This is a genomic window from Hyphomicrobium sp. (assembly GCF_041674905.1).
In the GTDB taxonomy this organism is placed as follows: Bacteria; Pseudomonadota; Alphaproteobacteria; order Rhizobiales; family Hyphomicrobiaceae; genus Hyphomicrobium_B.
Window position 1 is genome coordinate 1 of the sequence record NZ_JBAYUV010000054.1, and the last position, 18,783, is coordinate 18,783.

Annotated in this window: 25 protein-coding genes, 2 tRNA genes and 1 pseudogene; 4 read left to right on the forward strand and 24 right to left on the reverse strand. The window is 59.7% G+C overall.

Going from position 1 to position 18,783, the window contains the following annotated elements:
* Positions 1-142: 142 nt before the first annotated feature.
* Positions 143-418, forward strand: a complete 276-nt coding sequence (locus tag WC026_RS16115) for a hypothetical protein (protein ID WP_372712027.1) — start codon at positions 143-145, stop codon at positions 416-418.
* On the opposite strand, the gene WC026_RS16120 is transcribed toward WC026_RS16115, so the two are convergent.
* The 24 genes from WC026_RS16120 to WC026_RS16235 all read right to left on the reverse strand — a co-directional run bounded on the left by WC026_RS16120 (position 419) and on the right by WC026_RS16235 (position 16,846).
* Entirely contained in the window at positions 419-829 is a 411-nt protein-coding gene (locus WC026_RS16120; protein WP_372712028.1) for a C40 family peptidase, read from the reverse strand. It lies immediately after the preceding gene.
* Positions 829-1,026, reverse strand: a complete 198-nt coding sequence (locus tag WC026_RS16125; RefSeq protein WP_372712029.1) for a hypothetical protein — start codon at positions 1,024-1,026, stop codon at positions 829-831. The genes WC026_RS16120 and WC026_RS16125 overlap by 1 nt, the downstream gene beginning before the upstream one ends.
* Positions 1,023-1,538, reverse strand: a complete 516-nt coding sequence (locus tag WC026_RS16130) for a hypothetical protein (RefSeq protein ID WP_372712030.1) — start codon at positions 1,536-1,538, stop codon at positions 1,023-1,025. The genes WC026_RS16125 and WC026_RS16130 overlap by 4 nt, the downstream gene beginning before the upstream one ends.
* Positions 1,538-1,963, reverse strand: coding sequence for a hypothetical protein (locus tag WC026_RS16135; protein ID WP_372712031.1), 426 nt, complete (start codon positions 1,961-1,963; stop codon positions 1,538-1,540). The genes WC026_RS16130 and WC026_RS16135 overlap by 1 nt, the downstream gene beginning before the upstream one ends.
* Entirely contained in the window at positions 1,963-5,148 is a 3,186-nt protein-coding gene (locus WC026_RS16140; protein WP_372712032.1) for a phage tail length tape measure family protein, read from the reverse strand. The genes WC026_RS16135 and WC026_RS16140 overlap by 1 nt, the downstream gene beginning before the upstream one ends.
* A gap of 2 nt (positions 5,149-5,150) precedes the next feature.
* Positions 5,151-5,288: a hypothetical protein gene (locus WC026_RS16145; protein ID WP_372712033.1), complete on the reverse strand. Its 138-nt coding sequence runs from the start codon at positions 5,286-5,288 to the stop codon at positions 5,151-5,153.
* Positions 5,289-5,512: 224 nt separating this feature from the next.
* The gene (locus WC026_RS16150) at positions 5,513-5,896 is read right to left on the reverse strand and encodes a hypothetical protein (protein WP_372712034.1); all 384 of its coding nucleotides are present in this window, start codon (positions 5,894-5,896) and stop codon (positions 5,513-5,515) included.
* Positions 5,897-5,910: 14 nt separating this feature from the next.
* Positions 5,911-6,384 (reverse strand): hypothetical protein, encoded by a 474-nt coding sequence (locus WC026_RS16155; protein ID WP_372712035.1) that lies wholly within the window; start codon positions 6,382-6,384, stop codon positions 5,911-5,913.
* Positions 6,385-6,399: 15 nt separating this feature from the next.
* Complete coding sequence (locus WC026_RS16160) at positions 6,400-6,825, reverse strand: phage tail terminator-like protein (RefSeq protein WP_372712036.1); 426 nt, start codon at positions 6,823-6,825, stop codon at positions 6,400-6,402.
* A gap of 193 nt (positions 6,826-7,018) precedes the next feature.
* Positions 7,019-7,507 carry an HK97 gp10 family phage protein gene (locus WC026_RS16165; RefSeq protein ID WP_372712037.1) on the reverse strand — a complete coding sequence of 163 codons (489 nt, stop codon included), beginning with the start codon at positions 7,505-7,507 and terminating at the stop codon, positions 7,019-7,021.
* Entirely contained in the window at positions 7,456-8,472 is a 1,017-nt protein-coding gene (locus tag WC026_RS16170; protein WP_372712038.1) for a phage minor head protein, read from the reverse strand. The genes WC026_RS16165 and WC026_RS16170 overlap by 52 nt, the downstream gene beginning before the upstream one ends.
* Positions 8,473-8,555: 83 nt before the next feature.
* Positions 8,556-8,840 carry a hypothetical protein gene (locus tag WC026_RS16175; RefSeq protein WP_372712039.1) on the reverse strand — a complete coding sequence of 95 codons (285 nt, stop codon included), beginning with the start codon at positions 8,838-8,840 and terminating at the stop codon, positions 8,556-8,558.
* A gap of 79 nt (positions 8,841-8,919) precedes the next feature.
* Positions 8,920-9,429, reverse strand: a complete 510-nt coding sequence (locus WC026_RS16180) for a hypothetical protein (protein WP_372712040.1) — start codon at positions 9,427-9,429, stop codon at positions 8,920-8,922.
* Between the two features lie 2 nt (positions 9,430-9,431).
* Positions 9,432-9,791, reverse strand: a complete 360-nt coding sequence (locus WC026_RS16185; RefSeq protein WP_372712041.1) for a hypothetical protein — start codon at positions 9,789-9,791, stop codon at positions 9,432-9,434.
* Complete coding sequence (locus tag WC026_RS16190; protein ID WP_372712042.1) at positions 9,788-10,318, reverse strand: DnaT-like ssDNA-binding protein; 531 nt, start codon at positions 10,316-10,318, stop codon at positions 9,788-9,790. The genes WC026_RS16185 and WC026_RS16190 overlap by 4 nt, the downstream gene beginning before the upstream one ends.
* Positions 10,309-10,707 (reverse strand): hypothetical protein, encoded by a 399-nt coding sequence (locus WC026_RS16195; protein ID WP_372712043.1) that lies wholly within the window; start codon positions 10,705-10,707, stop codon positions 10,309-10,311. Before WC026_RS16195 ends, WC026_RS16190 begins: the two co-directional genes overlap by 10 nt.
* Positions 10,704-11,000 carry a hypothetical protein gene (locus tag WC026_RS16200; RefSeq protein ID WP_372712044.1) on the reverse strand — a complete coding sequence of 99 codons (297 nt, stop codon included), beginning with the start codon at positions 10,998-11,000 and terminating at the stop codon, positions 10,704-10,706. The genes WC026_RS16195 and WC026_RS16200 overlap by 4 nt, the downstream gene beginning before the upstream one ends.
* Positions 11,001-11,064: 64 nt before the next feature.
* A complete protein-coding gene (locus WC026_RS16205) occupies positions 11,065-11,478 on the reverse strand; it encodes a hypothetical protein (protein ID WP_372712045.1) in 414 nt (137 codons plus the stop codon).
* Positions 11,479-11,502: 24 nt separating this feature from the next.
* The gene (locus tag WC026_RS16210) at positions 11,503-12,429 is read right to left on the reverse strand and encodes a major capsid protein (protein WP_372712046.1); all 927 of its coding nucleotides are present in this window, start codon (positions 12,427-12,429) and stop codon (positions 11,503-11,505) included.
* 111 nt (positions 12,430-12,540) lie between these two features.
* Entirely contained in the window at positions 12,541-13,275 is a 735-nt protein-coding gene (locus WC026_RS16215; RefSeq protein WP_372712047.1) for a DUF6651 domain-containing protein, read from the reverse strand.
* Between the two features lie 26 nt (positions 13,276-13,301).
* Positions 13,302-14,846, reverse strand: coding sequence for a DUF4055 domain-containing protein (locus WC026_RS16220; RefSeq protein ID WP_372712048.1), 1,545 nt, complete (start codon positions 14,844-14,846; stop codon positions 13,302-13,304).
* 2 nt (positions 14,847-14,848) lie between these two features.
* Positions 14,849-16,057: a PBSX family phage terminase large subunit gene (locus WC026_RS16225; protein WP_372712049.1), complete on the reverse strand. Its 1,209-nt coding sequence runs from the start codon at positions 16,055-16,057 to the stop codon at positions 14,849-14,851.
* 608 nt (positions 16,058-16,665) lie between these two features.
* Positions 16,666-16,739 (reverse strand) — tRNA-Gln (locus WC026_RS16230).
* Positions 16,740-16,770: 31 nt separating this feature from the next.
* Positions 16,771-16,846, reverse strand: a tRNA-Thr gene (locus WC026_RS16235).
* A 61-nt stretch (positions 16,847-16,907) separates the two neighbouring features.
* Between WC026_RS16235 and WC026_RS16240 the strand changes: the two genes are divergently transcribed.
* The 3 genes and pseudogenes from WC026_RS16240 to WC026_RS16250 all read left to right on the forward strand — a co-directional run.
* On the forward strand, positions 16,908-17,825 hold the full coding sequence (locus WC026_RS16240) for an IS1595 family transposase (protein WP_372712050.1): 918 nt from the start codon (positions 16,908-16,910) through the stop codon (positions 17,823-17,825).
* A gap of 62 nt (positions 17,826-17,887) precedes the next feature.
* Positions 17,888-18,046, forward strand: a complete 159-nt coding sequence (locus WC026_RS16245) for a hypothetical protein (protein WP_372712051.1) — start codon at positions 17,888-17,890, stop codon at positions 18,044-18,046.
* Between the two features lie 39 nt (positions 18,047-18,085).
* Positions 18,086-18,783: pseudogene (locus WC026_RS16250) on the forward strand (IS630 family transposase); the annotation flags it as partial.

Genomic DNA, 18,783 nt, shown 5'->3' on the forward strand with positions numbered 1-18,783 from the left:
CACAATTTCGAAGATCGTCGATCCCGCCGGCGCCACGGCGTCGAGACGCCGGCCGCCGTCGAGATAGGGCTGCGCGATGATGCGCGCGCCGCTGTTTTGCGCTATGAGTTGCGACACGTCAGATCGTTACCAAGAGGTCGCCATGAGCAAGGAAACCTTTTCCAGGGAAAAGCCAAAAACCGTTGCCGAGTTGATCGCGGAGCTATCCAAACTCGACCCGAACATGCGTGTGATGGTTCAGGGATACGAAAGTGGGCTGCACGACTGCGACGTTCCAGAAATCCGCACCGCAGAGGTCAATGCGAATCCGGATGAAGATTGGTTTTTCGGGCCTCACAACGAGCTTTTTGACGGGCAGAAACGAACCGAAAACTCCATCGATGTAGTTTTGATCGGTCGGTATTGCTGCAAGGACTAATCACGCCAATTCCTTGTGACGCCATGCGCTCATGAGCCTCGGCAACCATCGGCCGTCTGCGTAACGCTCGATTGAGCTGTCCTTACCAGATGTCGCGTGCAGCATCAGGCCGTTCTCGACGACAACCCCGACATGGCTTTGCAGCCCGAAACAGCGAAACAGCAGGATATCGAGTTCGCGCTCATCGCCGGGTTCGACTTTGACCCACGGACCGTGTGCGCATTGGCCATCAACAAGGCGGGCGATATCCTCGCGTTCCTCGGCGGTGACGTAGAGCCCGTTGAGCGGATCAAGCGGGACGCCCGCGACTTCGGCATAAACCAAGCTGCATATGCCCCAACAATCGAGCCCTTCGCGCGTTCGCCCGCCGGGGAGAAACGGCAGGCCAATATAGGACGCTGACCAGTGCATCAGGGGCGCCGCTCGCGCCAAATAACCTGCAGCGCCCGCGCATCGCAGTCGCCGAATTCAACATCCCCGAGCACGCGAAGATCATCGCAAAGGCCCGCCTCAAGATAGGCAATGAACCGCGCATGAAAGCTCGCGAGCTTATCGGTTGGAAGACCGGAGATCGCCACTTGCATGCGAGAGATGAGTTCTTCACTCATGCGCTAGGGATACCATGCAAGCCAGGAAAGAAATTCTTCGTCTGCCGCGCCCCAAACGGCTCCGACACGAAGGGCTCGCGCGACAGGTCGAACGTCGCCGAGGTGTCGTCGAACGAGCAGCGCACAATGCGCAATCCGCGATATGCCTGGATCACCGTGTCAGGAGCCGAAGCCAGAACTAGTTCGATCGACGCTGTCGCTGGGGAAACGAACGACTGCGCCGTTTCGATAAAGTTGGACTCGATATTTTCGAACACCAGCGCGACGCGCGGCGGCGTCCCTTTGCGGTCGTCCGGAACGATCGCCGACATCAGCACGAAGTCGTATTCATTGCCGCGCGAAATGGTTCCAAAACGCAGCGGCTCTATACTCAAAGGCGATGATCCTGTGTCGCTCGAAACCCGGACCGGCGCGGCAAGATCGGCGTGCGTGATCGTGACAAGCGCGACTTCGATTTCCTCGCTGTGCTCGGCATACATCACCGAGCGGACTGTGAGCGGGATAACGGCCACTACGGCAGCACTTCGAGTTGGAAGGAGGCCATGAACTGCAGGCCCCAGGGCGTGAACTGCGGCGCTTCCTGTGCAAAGCGAACAAGCCAGTTGGCCGTCACCAAGACTGGCAAACCGCCGCCATCCAGAACAGGAAGACCGCCGCCATCAAGCAGCGGAATCCCGTCATGCGTCTGGTCCGGCATAATGAACGGAAGCGACCCGTAAACCGTTTCCTCGATCCAGAACCGCTCGAAACGCGCTTTCTGCGCATAAGTGACGATGGTGGATGCAGCCACCGGCAGCACGGCCGACGAATAGCGGCGGCGCACCTTGCCGGGACCGGATTGCGTGCGTGAGAATAGGCGGCCGTCGCGCAGCTTTTCGGAATAGCCGTCTCGCAACACGCGTTGCGGGAGGTCCGTCGGCCAACTAGGAACCGCCATTAGCGCCGCGCCACCTTGCGGCTCATGCCGTTCGCCGCCTGTAGAGCCTCTTGCCCTTGTGGCGAGCCGATCGCAGCGGCGATCCGCTCATCCATGACGACGTCGATCCGGCGCCCGCCGCTGGAGTCGCGCGTTTCTTGGACCTTCGTGCCCTGCGGCGCGCCGATCAGATTGACGGTGACAGGGGCGGCTGCCATCGAGCCGGTTCCGCGATTATCATTGCTGGACCCGCGCGCGGCCGTGAGCGCCGCCGCCACGCTGCGCTGCTGCGCCGCATTCAGGATGACCTCGCCTGCATGGGCGATCACCGGAACGGCGCCGCCACTGGCAAAATGCGGCGCGCCGATGAATGCCGACATCGGCATGTTAACGCGCTTCCCGCCGGGCGCGCCGACGACGCCGCCGACGTCAAGGGAAGGGAACAGGCCGGAGATAATACTCCCAATCGCCCCGCCGTTCGCCGATCCGGTTTTTCCGAATATCCCCTCAATCGCGCGGTCGGCCGCAAGCGATACGAGCCGATCGGCAATCCGCTCCAATGCGCTGTTGAGCGCGTCCGCAGCGCTGGCCCCATGCAGCATGGCGCTGGCAATGCCACTAAGCGCTTCGCGTGCGGAGCCGCGCACGAGGTCTAAGTTCTCGGTCAGGCGACGTTGGGCGTCATCAGCGTCGCGGGCGTGCGCTTGGTAATCGGCCCATGCCTTGGCGTTACGGTCGATCCATGCTTGCTGCTCCGGCAGGATGGTTTTTGTCTGCCGAATGGCGTCATTCATCAGCTCTTGGCGCTTGGTCGACTCATCAATGGCGCGCTGATCTTGGCCGAGCGTCGAAATGCGGGATTGGAGCGCCTTTTCCGACGCTTCGATCTGCTTGGCGATGTCTTCCTGTGGTTGGATGCGGAATTGGCGCTCAGCCGAGGCGAGGCGCAGCGACTGCTCTTGCGCGGACAGTGCGCCGACGCGCGACCCAGAAGCGGCGTTGTCGTTTATGCCGCCGATCCCTTCAAAGCGGCCGATACCGGCGCGCGCCGCGCCATGGAACGGCCCCCAGCCCATACGCTTCGCCTGCTCAAGCGCGAAGCTGATCGTGGCGCGCTCATTGGCGGGATTGGAAGGATCTAGCCCGGTCCGCCGGGCGAAGTCATCGCCCATCCCGCCGACCGCATTGCCGCCCTTCGCAATGCCGCCGCGGTGCAGTTGGAAGGCCCCGAAAGACGATCCTTTGTCGCCGGTGAAGGAGCCAAGTCCCTCGCTGCGCGCGACACGCAGCGCGACGCTCGGATCGATACCCATGCGCGCCGCTTCCGAGCGGATAAAGTCAGACATCCCGCGCGGGTCAGCGCCGCTCGGCGAGCGGCCGCCCGCGAAGAATGGCAGGCCGTTGCCGCCAGTTCCGCCGATCTTGTCCGCCAGTCCATCGAACGCGCTCGCAACGCGATGCGCAGCGTCTGCCGCCGTATTGAACTGCGCGGCCATCGGCGTCGCAGTGTTCGGAAGGTTTTGCTCGCGGAAGTCGCGAACATCATTCAATATGCGCTGGCGGGCCTGCTCTAGAGGCGTCTTGCCGGCCATGCCGGCTTCGTCTTGTGCGGAACGAAGCCGATCTTCCGCCCTTCGATTGCCCTCCGCAATTAGCTTCGCGCGCGCGCCTTCTACAGCGATGCTCGCCTCTAGTTCTGTCTTGTTCGACCGGATAGCTTCTGTCCATGCGCGTTGAGTGGCCACGGCTTCGCGCTGTGCAAAGGTGCGCGCCGAAATCTCCGCAACCGCGAGCGCGTTGTCCTGGCGCATGACGTCGGCGGAGGTCTTGAAATTGGCAATCTGACTGGTAAGCTGCTCAACCACAGTTCGCGCGTCGCCGGCCCGGTCGCCAAGTTTCGCCAGGCCATCGGCCGTCTCGGTCAGCGGCTTGACGGCGTCAAGCTGCTCTTTGAGCCCGCGCAGACGGGACGAGTCCGGCGCCAGACGGTCGATAATCGGCCCAGCGATTTGCGAGCGGCGGTTTAGATCGGCCTCGCGCGCCGCCTGCGCGGTTCTTTCGCGTTCGGCCTGTATCTGGCGCTCCAGATTGCGAACGCGCGCCTCCGCGGCGGACTCGCCCGGGAAAGAGCTAGCGTCGCCGTTGCGCTGGGCGCGAAGATTGAAGAATTCGCCCCTGGCAGTAGCAAGCTGTTCTTGCAGCGTCGGTCCAGCGGCCATGCGGCCAAGCGACGGGCCTAGCCCAGCGATGGGCGTTGTCGCCCAATTGCGGATCGATCGCCAGATTTTCTCAAGTTCGGACGATGTATCCTTGGCCTTCTTGACCTCTTCGTCAAAGAGCCTCGTCTTTTCGGTCTGGGCGTCGATATGCCGCCCCGACGCCTCAAGCGAGCGGATCATTTCTTTCGTTGAAAATGATACCGCACCGAAACGCTTTTCGAACGCCCCGAGGCCGGAGTCAGAAACGATCTTGGAAATTTCCTCCCCGGCATTTTCCATATCTAGGCCGAACGCGCGCGCAAATGGCAGCGCGTCTGAAAACAGCGTCTTGATGTTCGATCCGGCAATACCAGACGACGCAAATTGGCCGGCTAGGCCGATCCCTTCGCCCACGCTAAGCCCGCCGGACCGCGCCGAGGCAAGTTCGCGCAGTTGCGCCGCCGTGACACCGGCGGCGCGCCCTGTGCCTTGGATTGCGCGCTCCAAAGCGTTTTGCTGTTCGGCAAACTGAAATGCCGCATAGCCGGCGACGCCGAGCGCGCCGGTCAGCAGTGTGACGGGGTTGAGCGCCAGGCGCAGCGCTACCCCGCCAAAATCCTTCAGCGCCGCGCCAGCGCCGCCTTGGCTCGACGAAAACACGTCAGCGATCTGCGCGCCTTGCTGCGCCAACACCTGTAGTGGAGATGAGCCGCTGGCGAGAGATGTTCCAACATCCTGGAACTGTCTGGACAGGTTGACCCACTCGTGACGGGCGAGGCCGACCGCCTTGGCGTTATCATTCGTTGCGGCAGTGAACCGCCGCATGGCCGATTCCGTCGCGCTCGCCGCGCCGGAGACATTCGCCCCGGTCTTGGAAAACGCCCCAGTCAGATCAGTCGCAGATTTTTCTGCTTTGTGTGCCGCGACCGACACCTTATCGAGCGCCAGCGCGCCGCGTTCAAGCGGTTCTGAGTTAATCGCGAAACCCAAGGATGCGATATCTACCATGGTCAATCGTCTCCTTTTTCTCGCTTGAGTTGATCTGCGATCTCGTCATTCACCGCCGCCACATAAGCGGCGTCGACAATCTGCAAGACTTTGATTTCCTCGCGACGAATGATCGTCCCCGAGGTTTGCAGCCACGCCATGATTTCCAGCGGTGAAATCCGGCAGATCGATCCTTGATTATGGGAGCGGGTTTCCGAAATCTCCCAAAACCATTTCAGGATGTAGCCGCCGTGCTCCGGCGTTGGGAGCTGCGGCGTTTCCTCTGCGCAGCCAAAGCGCGCATTGCGTTGCGTTCGCGTCTCGCCGCCTTTGTCTGGCGTATTATAACGGACGTAGACGTGAATGAGCCGAATGAGGTCTTCGGCTATTCCTTGGTAAAATTTCCGATGCGCTTCGCCGCCGCGACCGTTTGAGCGAAGATCCAGTCCTGTTCGGTCAAGACGCTCTCGACGATCGCCGGAGTAAACTCAGGGGCTTTGCCTTTGTAGAGGTTCGTCCCCCAATCCCACGATGCGACGAAGGCCGCAGCGCGGGCGATCTCCTGCTTTTCGAAGTCGGAAGCTCTGAGCTTTTCCCCCTGCGCAGCCCGTGCGGCATTGTCATCAAGCTGTTGACGCACGAGACGCTTGACGATGTCCGACGACTCCGAGCGAATATGAAAGGTGACGCCGATTTCCTCGCTGGTCTTCGGATGGCGCAGTTTGAGAGGAAACGTCGTCTCGTAGGAGACGATCTTAGACAGGTCCATGAATGGTTCCTTCTTTACGCGGCGAGCACGATCACATCGCGCTGGTTCATGGCGGCGGTGTATTGCTCAAGGATGAAATCCTCGCCGCGACCGCCGGGCCGACGCGGGCCGTTGATGACGCCCTTGTTATAGACGATGCTGTTCGTCGTCTGGACGGATGTCTTGTCGTCATATTCGAACTTGAAGGCATATTCGTAATCGGTCAGCGCAGCGGCGCGCAGCGCGATCTGGCCAGCGTCATCGTTGACGACGGCGAGTTCGACTTCCCAATTCCCGCCATCGGTGACGCCTTTGGCCTTGGCAATCACGTCCGTATCGAGCGTGTTGTAGTTGATGATGTTGGTGTTCGATCCCAAGCCAGTGATGGAACCGACTTTCTTGATCTGGACCCATGTCAGCAAGGCGAATGCCGCTGCGTCAAGCGCGCCATCCTGAGGGGTTGCGCAAATGTAAAGTTTGCCGTTCTTGAGAGTGTCGGGGCGCGCCATGGTCTGTTCCTTTCCTTAGATGAAAGCCCGCCACTTGATAGTGACGGGAATGCGGATTGACGGCTTATCAATGATTACCGGACTATCGCCGGGCACGTCGTAAATCTTCAGCGCGAAGGAGCCATCTGCCGGGCGCAGGATCGTGCCAACGGAAAAATGTGCGACTACTTCCCCGACAATCTCGCTGGGCTGGATAATGCCTTTATCAAGCGGCGCGACAATGGTGACCTGCAACTGCCCGAGATACATCGACTCATCGTCTGCGGCGAGGAATGGCGATGTCGTCGCATTCGGCAGATGCGAGACGTCGAGATAAGTTTCGCCCGTGACCGGGGTGAAGGAGATGTTCGGCCATGCGACGCGCCTAGCCGGGACCAGGACCAGCGCCGCCATATGGGCGAGTAGCAGTTCCGGGATGACGGCTTCCGGCGTTACGGCCATTCATGCTAAACCTTGTCCATGCCGCCCAAAGGACGTCGCGTAACTGACAACGAAGCCCACACCGTGCTCTGTGAAGCCGGGGCGAAGATCGCTGATTGTGAAGGGGAAACTATTCACGCCGAAACAGCGCTGAGGGCGGCTGAGAAGGCGCTGTTGCTGCTACAGCTTGGGTTATTGTCGGCCAGCGAGAAGGCTACCGGCGAGAGTTCGCCGCCACTGCCGCCTTTGCCTCAGAAACCGCCTCGTTGACGATCTGTGGCCACCGCTGCGCCGTCAGGCGGACCATGCCTACCGGCGGCCGACCTCTAGCTCCAAATTCTACGAAGCCCGCGTAGCCGGCGGCGAAGCCTAGAAACACCGTTCTGCCGAGCGGAACGCCGAGAATGACCAAATTCACCGGCCCGCTATCGAACGCATAGCTCTGCCCGTCTTGCGGGCGCGCGTTGGCGCGCATGATTGGCATTTGCGAACCAGACGCCGTGAACGAGTGTCTGAGAAAACCCGTTCGGATGGGACTTCGAGCCACAACCTCTTCGGCCACTTTCTCGGCGGCCTTATGGAAAACCGCCTCAAGCCGTTCTTTGGATTGCTGCGTCCATGCGTCGACTTGGGCGCTAAAGCTACTGGCCATCAGCGCAGGGTCAGCGAATACGAAATGCGCACTTCCTCGCGACAGCGGCATTGGATATCGCGATCATGCGGGGCGTGCATGGAAGGCCCGGTCGGCGTGGCGAACGGCTCGCGCCAGCGCCGGCCTTGCTTGTTTAGGCCAGGGATGAGGCGATGCGTGTCGCGAACGCGCTCATCGCCGGCCGTGACCCAAAATTTCTTCAGCCTGTCCTCTTGCACCTGGCCACGTTCGATCGCTTGGTCGTAAGCTTCGACTTTGGCCGCGCCGAGCGCCCGGATCGTTTCCGTCCGCGCGATCACGTCGCCGCGGTATTTGAGCGAGCGCGCCCGATAGGCGGCGAGCATCTTGGCCTGCGTCGCAGCGGGGATCGGTTCTCCCGAGGCGGCGGCCTTGCGGACTGCGCCATCAAAGCGCTTGTCACGCAACCCACGCCCGAGCGCCTTCTGAAGCTCTCCGGGATCGGTTGACGCCAGTTCGGCCGCATAGCGCCGCTGCCATGACTCTTGCTGACTGGTGAGCCCGACAACCCCGCCGACGCGGCTTTTGGTCTTGGGATCGATCTTACCGACCAAATCAAGCGCCGCCGTGCGCGGGTTGACGCCTTCCTGAAGGCTTGCCGTCAGATTGGCCCGGACCATGGCGCGCTGATCGTCGACAATCTCTGTTATCAGACCAGACGACTTCGCCTGAAGCCATTGTTCGGCCCGTGGCGAGCGGATATCGAACAGGATGCGAATGAGCGCCCCGCCGCCGTCACGCGCCGCTGGGATGGTTTCCGCGACAGCCGACCCGCCGGCGCCATAGGCATCCGCGATGGCGTTGCGCAGACCCGCGAAGTCGTTCACGTCCAGCCCGAGCGCGCGAACCGCGCCATCAACATCGCCGATCTTCAGCCGCGCCTCAATCGCGGCAATCGATGCCTTGTCGGCGATGGCGCGCACCGCATCGATAAACGCCTTTCGAAGGCGAGGCTCCCATTCCTCTGTGAGAGCCTCGATATCGACGTTTCTGGCCAATTATTGACCCCTCAACTGGAAGATCGATGCGTTGCGGGGCGTTGCGTTGCGAGGCGAAGCGCGGCAATGCCAGCGAAAATCCGTCAGGCAGCTTTATGAATTTTGCGGAACATATTAATGCGTTCACGCAATTTCGCATTTTCTTTCGATCGCTTGTCGGCTCCTGTTAAAAACTCCACACCGTAGATGTCGCCGCTTTTTCTGACTCTTACATTCTCATATCGGCTGCGAAAATATTCTGCTGCGAGAGCTTTGACGCACGCCGTATCGCCCATAACTGAATCAATAAATGCATCGAACGCCTCTTTGCGCGTTGCTTCTGGGTTAGCTATCAAAGCGGCTTCGAAGTGCTCGAAAATACCAGTCATTTTCCCTCCCGCCTGCTGGCGTCGTCTTTCTTGACGCCGGGGATACGCGCGACGGCGGACCCGGCGTCAGAATGAAGCGCTAGGCCGAACGGGCGAGGATCAAAATTTGATAGGTCGCGGAAGCGCCGGAGCTATTCGAAACGCGCAAAATATCCGCCGTGGTGGCCGTGATCGTCGCGAGACCAGCCGCACCGGGGGATGCTATTTCGAAGACGCCGCCGGGGCTGATCGGCCATAGCGCCGCAGAGAAACCGGGAACAAAAGCCGTAGCTCCGCCGAGCGTCAGATTGGTTGTGTTCGCGACGCCACTCAAAGGCTCGTTGACGACGATGAGCGCAACGAGTTCCGCGGCGGTAATAGTGGCTCCAAAGGCGTCGGTCAGCACGCCGGCAAGGTCAATGTCGTCATTCGTCGCGCTCGCCACCGTGCGCTCCGCGAGATAGACGATATCAGCTTGGTTGGCTCCGGTCCCATTCGCGAATGAGAGTGTTTTATTGATCGCCTTTGACCAAGACGGGGCGACGCCAGCGACAGCAGTCCTGGTCTGCGATACGGAGGCGCCAGCATTGAGAGTCGCGGATACAGCCATTTTCAAGCCCTCGCTTGTAGTTCGAACATGACGACCGTTCCGGCCGGGGAAAGAGGTTTTACGCTCACAATCGTATGAGCTTCGCCGCCGATGATGAGAAGATCGGTTTCATTCGGCGTGACGGTGAGACCGGCGGTCGACAGATAGACGAGCTTGTCAGTCGAGAGGATGCGGGTTCCATCTATTGCCGCATCGCTGTAATTCATGACCGCGAGCGTGCAAGCGTAATCCTGCGTCGTGATGATTGGATCGAACGGCGTCCCGCCCGTTGATGCTCGGCGCAGGGTCGCCGTTTGGCCATAGCGATTGATGAGACGCTCAGCCGTCGCGCGCGGGCGTGCGTAATTGAAAGCTGCAGTCATGCGCGGTAGGACTCGCCAACGAGATTGGAAGCCGCCGCCTTGCTCGAAATGAACGGCGCGATCAAATCCCGGACGATGGTCAGCACGGGGATATGGGCCGCAGCGGTTGCCATTGCATTCGCATACTCGACTTCGATCTGGCCGATCTTCTCACGCTTCACCGCGTCCGACGCCGTCACGGTCGCCGCCATGCTGCCGGGGGAGACGAGTTCCTGCAACGCCAGTTCAGCGGCGGCGCGCTCAATCTCGATAGGGATTTCGTCAGAGCCAATGCCGTAGCCCTCACGGTCGATCATGCCGGCGCGTGGCCAGGCAAGCGCCTGATCGCGGGCGCGCGTGCGGACGCCAGACCAGATCACAGAGTTCGACAGATAGGACGTGGCGCGCCGGATCGCGGCCTCTTTGTCCGCATCGGCGCCCGTCCACGTCGAATGCTCGAGCGCGAGGTGATAGGCGTCCGCGCCCGCCAGCGAAATCAGCGCGTCGGCGTTCGATAGCCCTGCGCCAGTTTCCACAGTCAACGCCATTTAGGCATACCCACAGTATCGCAATAGGCTTGGATAAGCCCTTGGGAAATGGCCTGCATTGCATATGCCTCCATCTCTTTCCCGGGGGCGGTCTCTCCGATATCCTCTCGGATGGCCTGCCAGATGTGGGTAGCTTCGTGGATGATCAATCCAAGGACTTCAGTCGCCGTCCTACCCTTGCGATGGTTGATGACGACGATGGCGCAAAGTTTGCCATTCTTGTTATCCAAGAACACGCAGCGGCCGTCCGTCGTCGGGTATGGCTCGTTGGGTAGCCCAAGCCGCTTCATCTCGCGCTTCCACGCCGCCTCGCTAGGACAAAGCCCGAAGTGAACCGGTTGCCAGCCCATATCGCACCAGATGACCTTGTCAGCGGCGCGTGGCGTCATGCGCTTGGCTCGGCCTCGCCCTTGTTCATTTCCGCCGCGGCCTCTTCCTCTGTCTGGAAGCCGGAGCTGATGCGCTCGCCGTTCAGATGGACGAACCAAAGACCGCGCGGACCCTTGGCGACGTGCTTGCCCATTTCTGCGACGGTATGATTGACGACAGCCGCGCTGTTGTCAGCCCCGCCTGACGGGTCCTTGTCGGTGTAGAGTTCCGGCGAATTGGCAAGGATTTCGCGCGCATCAACGCTCTCGTATTCGCGCGGCTCACCAGTCTGCTTGTTCCAGATCGTCTTCATGATTTCACCTCGACGAGAAAAAATGGCGAGCCGATGAGGCCCGCCCTCGTTGCATTACGATGTCCTACTTCTTCGCCAGGAAGGCGGAGTAGTTGATGCCGGTGGCGATGACGCCGGCGACGGTCGTATACAGCCGGACGTAGCGGTAAAGCGTCCCGTTCAGCTCGTTGGTGATCGGCACCATGTGGCGACCGACAGCGGTATCAGCATCGGCCGGCGCCGGGTTGTTGCCGAAGGTGGCCTTGGCCAGTTCGACGCTGCCAGAGGTCATCGCCGCGACGGCGGAGCCCTCTAGGCTGATCGTGTAGATCTCGTCGCCGCCCGCCACTTCCAGTGCGGAAATGTCGATGATGAGATCGGCTTCCATAAACCCGTTGCCCAGATCGAGAATGATCGAGCCGGCCGCGGAAGCGGCGACCAGACCGGCCTCCTTTAGCAGCGTGGCATGATCGTAGGTCTTCATGGAATACTGTGACATTTCGATTGCTCCTTTCGCGAGCGGTTACGCGGTGACCGCGGCGTCGGAAATCGACCAGAGGCGGGTAGCGGCGCGGCCGTTAAAGGCTGCGATGCCGGTGAACCATTCAACGCGGGTGCGCCAAACCGGAGCAGTCTGAAGCTCACCAAGGTCGCGAACGTCCATGCCCCCGTTCTGAATGCCGGTGACGCCATCGGCCCCCATGCTCACGACGTAGATCGACGTGGCAGTGGCGGTGCCGGAGGTTGCGGCCTCGGTGAACGGCAGGATCGCAGTCCCCTCGCCGTCGAGGTCGACGGTGATGATCGGAAGATCATTATACATCATGATCCTGCGACCGAATTCGTCCTTGTCCCAACTGATGTTGCCGCCGACCGTAGTGGTACGGGCAGCCACGGTCAGCTTGCGCGCCATGGACTTGTTCATGATCAGATGCGTCGGGTTGAGCGTCTGATCAATCGCCTCGTCCAGCTTGCCGAGCGAGAGCGGAGTGCCGTTGGCGGTCGCGCCAGCTGCAATGAGCTGGTTGCCGACGATGCGGGTTTGGAGACCGTCGAACTCGCGGGGGTCGCTTGCCTGATCACCCTTGATAAACTTTCGGGTCCAAGCGAGCGCCAACGCCCTCACCTTCATTCCCTCATGGCGAGCGCGAATACCCTCACCCATGGTCCGAATGATAAAGTTATCGACGTCGAGATCGCCGCCGGCAATGACAAGCGGTTCGGTCATCGGATTAAGCACGCCGGTTGAGGGCGTGTAAGCCTCGTTGACGCCGCGGAAGCCTACGCCGGGGAGATTGCCCTCCCGATTGTATTTCAGCGCGTTGCCGGCGATGTCTTCGAACGGGAGAACCCTGAGAACGTCGGAGGAACCGGCGTAGAGTTCAATGATGGCGGAGCGGATAACGTCACCCGTTTCCAGCTTCGCCGCTTCGATAAGCGTGAGAGCCATGACTTGGTCCTTTGATGAGAATTGGAGACAACGGGCGAGCCGTGTTTGGATGGGCTATCCGGCCCGTGTCACCGCCCCTCATCCAAGGAACCGGCAGGAATTTTAGCTTACCTAACGAGCTACGCCTCGGGCGGCGTTAATCCGCTCGACTGGCGAGAGACCGGAGAGGTTCTTATTGCCGCCACCGCCGTTGCTCGTCTTCGCACCGGTGCCATTGCTCCCGGTCCCCTTCAGGATATTGTCCCTTTGGGGGTTGGCGTTGACGAGGATCGAAAGCGCTTCGTCGAAATCGGCGAGTTCGCCCGGCTTCGCGGCAGAATATATTTTGTTGCCGTTCTGATCGAAGGCGACGACTTTGCCGTCTTCGATCTTGAAATTATTACCGAACCTGGACTCAACGAATTCAGAAGGGATGGCGATCTTATTTTTTATGAACTCCGAACTTTTGAACGCGCCGCCGATTTTCTCGCTGTAGAGCTGGCCTTCAAGATCAGTCGCGCGCTTTTCAGCGTCGGCGATCTTGACCTCCAAAGCCTTCTGAATTTCCGCCTTCACCTTTTCGACTTCGCCAGCATCGATCAATTTCTTCTGATCGATCGTGGAGAGCTTTTCCAGCGCGTCGCGGGCCTTGGCGGCGTCAAGACCTTCGAACGTCTTCAGGGTGCGCTCTGCTGCCTCCGCGCGCTCACGATGGCCTTTGGCCTCACCATTCAAACGAGAAATTGTCGCCGCCGTTCCAGGGAGGTCGACGGCCGTTTCGGTTCCATCATCTGCGACATAGACCGGCTTGCCGTCTGCTACTTCGGCATAGGTCTTGCCATCGTGTTCAACCGTTTTTAGACGCATAAATATCTCCTTGGCCATCCGGCCGATTACGGTGCATCCGCACCCTGCGCCATTGGCATCCGCCCAATGGCCGAACCGTCCGCCGGTGCCATCATTGCGGCGTCGGTCTCTTCCTCCATCGGATCTGACGGCGCTTCTTCAAGCAGCCGCGCCCGTTCGATTTCAGGATCGAAATTGTCTGACAACTTGCCGCGGCGCTTCAGTTCGTCCCACAGCGTCTCTTGGGAGAGATCGCCATTCTTGCGCGCCTCAAGCAAATCAGCCGTGCCGTCATTGTCCTTCAGCGCCAGCGCGAAGTCAGTATCGATCGTGACTTCCGGTTCGTCTATCTCGCCAAGCCAAAGGGCTGTGAGCCGCAAGGCGTTTTCCAACGTGTCTTTGAAGTTCAGCGCCAGCGCTTCGATGACGGAATGTGCCTTATCGCCGGCAAATGCCGCTGTGATTGTGGTGATGTTCCCAGATTGCGCGGTGAGTGGTTGCCGTCCGAGTTCGCGCAGCGCCGCCTCTGTCGCCTTAATGTCTTCGGCTAGGAACCGCAGCGAGTTGGCGTTCGGCTCGATAAAAGTCCATTCGCCGTGCTCGCCGTCGCCGTTCATTGGCGCATAGAGAACCGTTTTCGGCCCGACAGGAACCGGAGATGGCTTGCCGTCAGCGCCTTCCGGCGGATTGACGCCATTGCCAGCAAGCATCGGGAACGCCGTAAGTTCCTTGGCGTATTTCAGCCCGCTTTCCTGCTGGTAGTGCTCAACCTGAAGATAGGCGGCGTCTTCCAGCGGCGGCTTCACCCGCCAAGACGATCCTTCACGGCGCCCGGCGATGAAAGGCACAATCGGAATGACGCCGATGGAAATAGCGCCTTCCTCGATCTTGAACCATTCTCCAATTCCGCCGGCGTTCTTGCGCTCTTCCCAAAGCTCCCATGTCGCCGGACCGGCTGATCTTACCCCGTTAGCGTCTGTCGAAACTTCCCGGTTGAGAACGCGAACGCGCTCAACCTCAGTCTCTCCCCAGCCGTCGCGGACAACATGCTCTTCCTCGAAGCGGGCATGAATGATCGTCTCGACGCCGCCGATCATCTCTGAATAGACCGCGATCATTTCTTGAGCGGGGATATGGACCCAGTATGGCCTAGCGCCAATGGCCTGCTCTTGCGCCACCGTCGCCCCGTCCGGGACGCCTTTCGTGAAGTCGACGAAGATCCAGTCCAGCGAATAGCCAACGCCGTGATAGAACGAATTCGCGGCAAAAATGCTGATATGAGACCCTTGCCCGTCGATATTCTCAAGCAGCGCCTCAACCCGCGCGCTGTTCGTTTCGATCATGACTTCCTTGCCGAACGGCTTGGAGGCGATCGTGGAAACGATGTCGACGAAAATATTGGTGAACTTGGCGCTCTTCAGCCGAACGTCGTAATCGGCCTGCGTCTCGTTCGTGAACTTCGGTAGATATTTCTGCCCCGCCTTGCGCATCGCCGGCGCGCCGCCGAGCATCGCCGAGACCATATGCCAATAGCCGCCCATCGCCTCGAAATCAGACGATTTGGTTTCTGGCGTGTTCTTTTGGTCAATCAAGGTCAGGCGCCTGCATAAACGCCGAATGCGGCCACGCCGCCGTGCCGACGCGCCCCCTCAAGCGCGTAGCGAAGGGCGTCGACGACGTGATTAGACTTGTCCTCAAGCACAGGCAAAACCTCTTCCGTCTGTTTGTCGATTTTGTAGGAATAGAGGCTCAATTCATCAATCGTATGCCGGCAAGATGGATGCACGACAATGTCATAGCTTTTCAGAAACTCGACGCCGTCTTCCACTGATCCGGCGCCCTTCAGCGCTTTGGTGACTTTGAACCCATGACGGCTCATGTAAGAAATCGTCTCCGGCCGCGCGCTGTCCGCGCGAATCGGCCATTTGCGCGAATGCGGAACCGTATCGAATAGAGCAGGCGTCGCGTCGATTTCGCAGCCGACCTTGTAAGCCTCGGCGTCAACGAACAGCGTCCGCTCCCTGGTGTAACAGCGCACGAGCACGGTTGGATCGACAGAAAATCCCCAGTCCGCCCCAAAGTAAAAGCGCTCTTTCGGTTGCGCGTCGAATTCATCTGCAGCGCCAACACGCCAGTTTTTGAACACTCGCGCTTGCGAATTCTTCTGGTAGCCGCCGAGCCAAATATGCGCATATTTGTCTGGATCGCGCTTCTGGTCCCAATCCTTCTCTTCCTTTAGGACAGGAGGGAACCAAGGATTATCGCGCCAGTTAGCTTCGACGACGATAGTCCCTGGCGGCCGGTCTGGACCACGCAAGAGCTTGTCGACGGGGTCGGTCGCGAAGCGCGGGTTCCACGAAAACCAAAGCTCTGAACCGTCATTGCGGATCGTCGGGCGGAGCAAATCGAGGCTGCGCTGCGAAAGCGACTGCGCTTCCTCAACCCAAGCGACGTCATAGCCCTCAAGTGACTTGATCGATTCCGCGGTATGGTTTTGCATGCCTTGGAAGATGATCATCCCGCCGCCAGGCGTCTTGATCCGGTCGTGCTCAACACCGAACGCGGCGCCAACCCCAAGGCGACTGATTTTGTCTTCGATCAGCCGTTTTACCGACTGTTCAAGCGATTTCTGAATTTCACGGACGCATACAGCGCGCGTCGGACGCATCAAGCAGCGCTCAACCAGCGCCTCAGCGAAATAGTGGCTCTTTCCTGAGCCTCTTCCCCCGTGACTTCCTTTGTAGCGGGATGAACTCAGGAGCGGGACGAAAACGCGCGGCGTTTCAATGCGCAAAACAGCCATTGCAACCTATTGGTGCTGTATTGCCGTGAATTTCGGCATTCAGCATCGTGAAGCGAGGCATTACAGGCGCCTGCAGTTAGACGATAAAATGCGTTCCGCCTAATTATCTTCGGCGGGGTCAACTATGACGCGCTCTATTTTGGAGAATTGGATTGGGCCACCGTTGGGGCCCGCATGCTCTACCGCGGCAAGGCGAGGATGGACGTAGGGAGCCGCCGCCTTAGCAGCGTCCATGCGGCGCTCTGCCGTCTCTTCCTCGCGACGCATAACGCCAAGCAAATAATCCAAAGGGGTTAGCCCACTGTCAGCAACTGCCTTTTGCCGAGCTATACTGGCCTTGTTGGCCGCGCCTTTCTTGCGCCCCGCGTTTGGGCGCTTCCCGCCGCGCTGAGCCACTTTGATTCCTTTGATTGTTTTTCAAACCGCCCATGAAAAAGCCCGGCAACCTTTCGGGCCGGGCGGGGTGATATGGCTTTCGAGCACACGATTTTGTCGATTACGACTTCGGTTATTAAGTGGTCCTCGCAAAGAAATATCCTTGCTAGCCGCAGGGCACCAACCTTACATGCGCTCGAAACTCTGTGCGCCGAAGCGCGAAACTTCAAAACTGGCTCCGGCGACTGGATTCGAACCAATGTCTGCGCGTTCAAAGCGCGTTATCCTTCCACTAGACGACGCCGGATCGTCTAGCGTTGCTGTCGATTGAATGTGAATGGTGCCAGCGGCATGGATTTGAACCTGCGGCCTGCGGTTTACAAAACCGCTGCTCTACCGACTGAGCTACGCGGCAATTATGCACTTGACTTAGCAAGTCACATAAACGATAACTTGGTCATTGGAGTTAGAACCGATGACCAATCTTTCCGCCCCTCGCTTCCATGACGAAGACGCCGCCCGCGAGCATATCGAAGCCTCGCGCTGGCCTAATGGCGTGGCCTGCCCGCATTGCGGATCGGTCAAAGTCCGCCGCATGGAAGGCAAGACGCAGGCCGGCATGTTCCTGTGCAACGATTGCCGCGACAAATTCTCCTGCCGCACTGGCACGGTTATGGAGCGCTCGCACGTCCCGCTGCATAAGTGGTTGCTTGCTATCCATCTGATGACATCCAGCAAGAAGGGTATTTCGGCGCATCAGCTTATGCGGAACCTCGGGATCGGCTCCTACTGGACCGCTTGGTTTCTCGCGCATCGTATCCGTGAAGCCATGACCGATGACAGCCACAAGGCGACAGGTGGGCTTGGCGGCGCGAACAAGGTTGTCGAAGCCGACGAAAGCTATGTCGGTGGCAAGGCCAAGAACCGCGCCTTCAAAGAGCCTGCGCCCAAGAAAGCCGTTGTGACCCTCATTGAACGCGATGGCCGCGCCAAGTCATTCCATGTCGCCAACGTGACCGCGAAGACAGTGCGCCCGATCATCGTGACCAATGCAAGCCGCGCTAGCTCGTTGATGACGGACGAAAGCATGATCTATCCCAAGGTTGGCGCAGAATTCGCCAACCATCATACCGTGAACCACAGCGCCAATGAGTATGCCCGCCTCGGCGGCTATGCCCATTGCAACACGGCGGAAAACTTCTTTTCGATCCTCAAGCGCGGAATTACCGGAACCTATCATTCGGTCAGCGAAGCGCATCTGCATCGCTATCTCGCCGAATTCGATTTCCGCTACAACAACCGCACTGGCCTTGGCGTCGAAGACGCAGAGCGCGCCGCTCGCGCGCTCAAAGGCGCGGAAGGCAAACGATTAATGTATAATCAGCCTCGTTGAGCCGAAGACGATTAAGCAGAAGGCGCGGCGATTCATGCGCTGGCGCAAAAAGGGAGATTAACATGACCGACCCGAAAGAGCCTGATGAGATCGAGAAGTTAAAATTAGAAAACGCAAAATTGTTGAATGAAAACAGAAAATTAAAAGAGGAAAAAAAAGCACTTATACCAACGGCTGCGCTGACTGACTCACGGGGGATTCCCTTGGCGCGGATTTTCTGACTCATTTGGCGCGAGGAGATTCGCGCCGGGGTCGACGCCATGCCTGCAGCGGTGAAATTGCGAGAGGATTTTTCAGCGGCTGCGCTTCGGGCTTTGGCCCGGCGCGCTAAGGACGTCAATCAGAGCCGGCGCTTGCTGTCGCTGGCGGCGGTTCGCGACGGTAAGGACCGGGGCGAAGCGGCGAAGATCGGCGGCATGGATAGGCAGACGCTGCGCGACTGGGTGCATCGCTTCAACGCCGCCGGCCCGGAAGGCCTCTTCGATCATTGGACGGACGGCCCGAAGCCACGCCTGTCGGCGGGGCAGTTGGCCGAGTTCGCCAAAATCGTCGAGACTGGACCAGATCGCGAGAAAGATGGCGTCGTGCGTTGGCGCCGCGTAGACCTCAAACGCGTCATCGCCGAGAAATTCGGCGTCGATTTTCACGAGCGCTATGTGGGCACGCTGTTGAAGAAGCTCGGCTTCTCCCACATCAGCGCAAGACCGCGCCATCCTGCGCAGGACGGCGAGATCGTCGAGGCCTATAAAAAAACTTCGAAGCGACGTTGAAGGCGCATCTGGCCGATCTGCCGCCACGAACGCCTGTCGAGATCTGGTTCCAGGACGAAGCCCGCATCGGCCAGAAGAACGGCCTCGTGCGACAATGGGCGCGGCGTGGAACGCGTCCGCGTCAGCCCGCCGATCAGCGCTATGCAAACGCCTATCTCTTCGGCGCGATCTGTCCGGCCAAGGGAAAG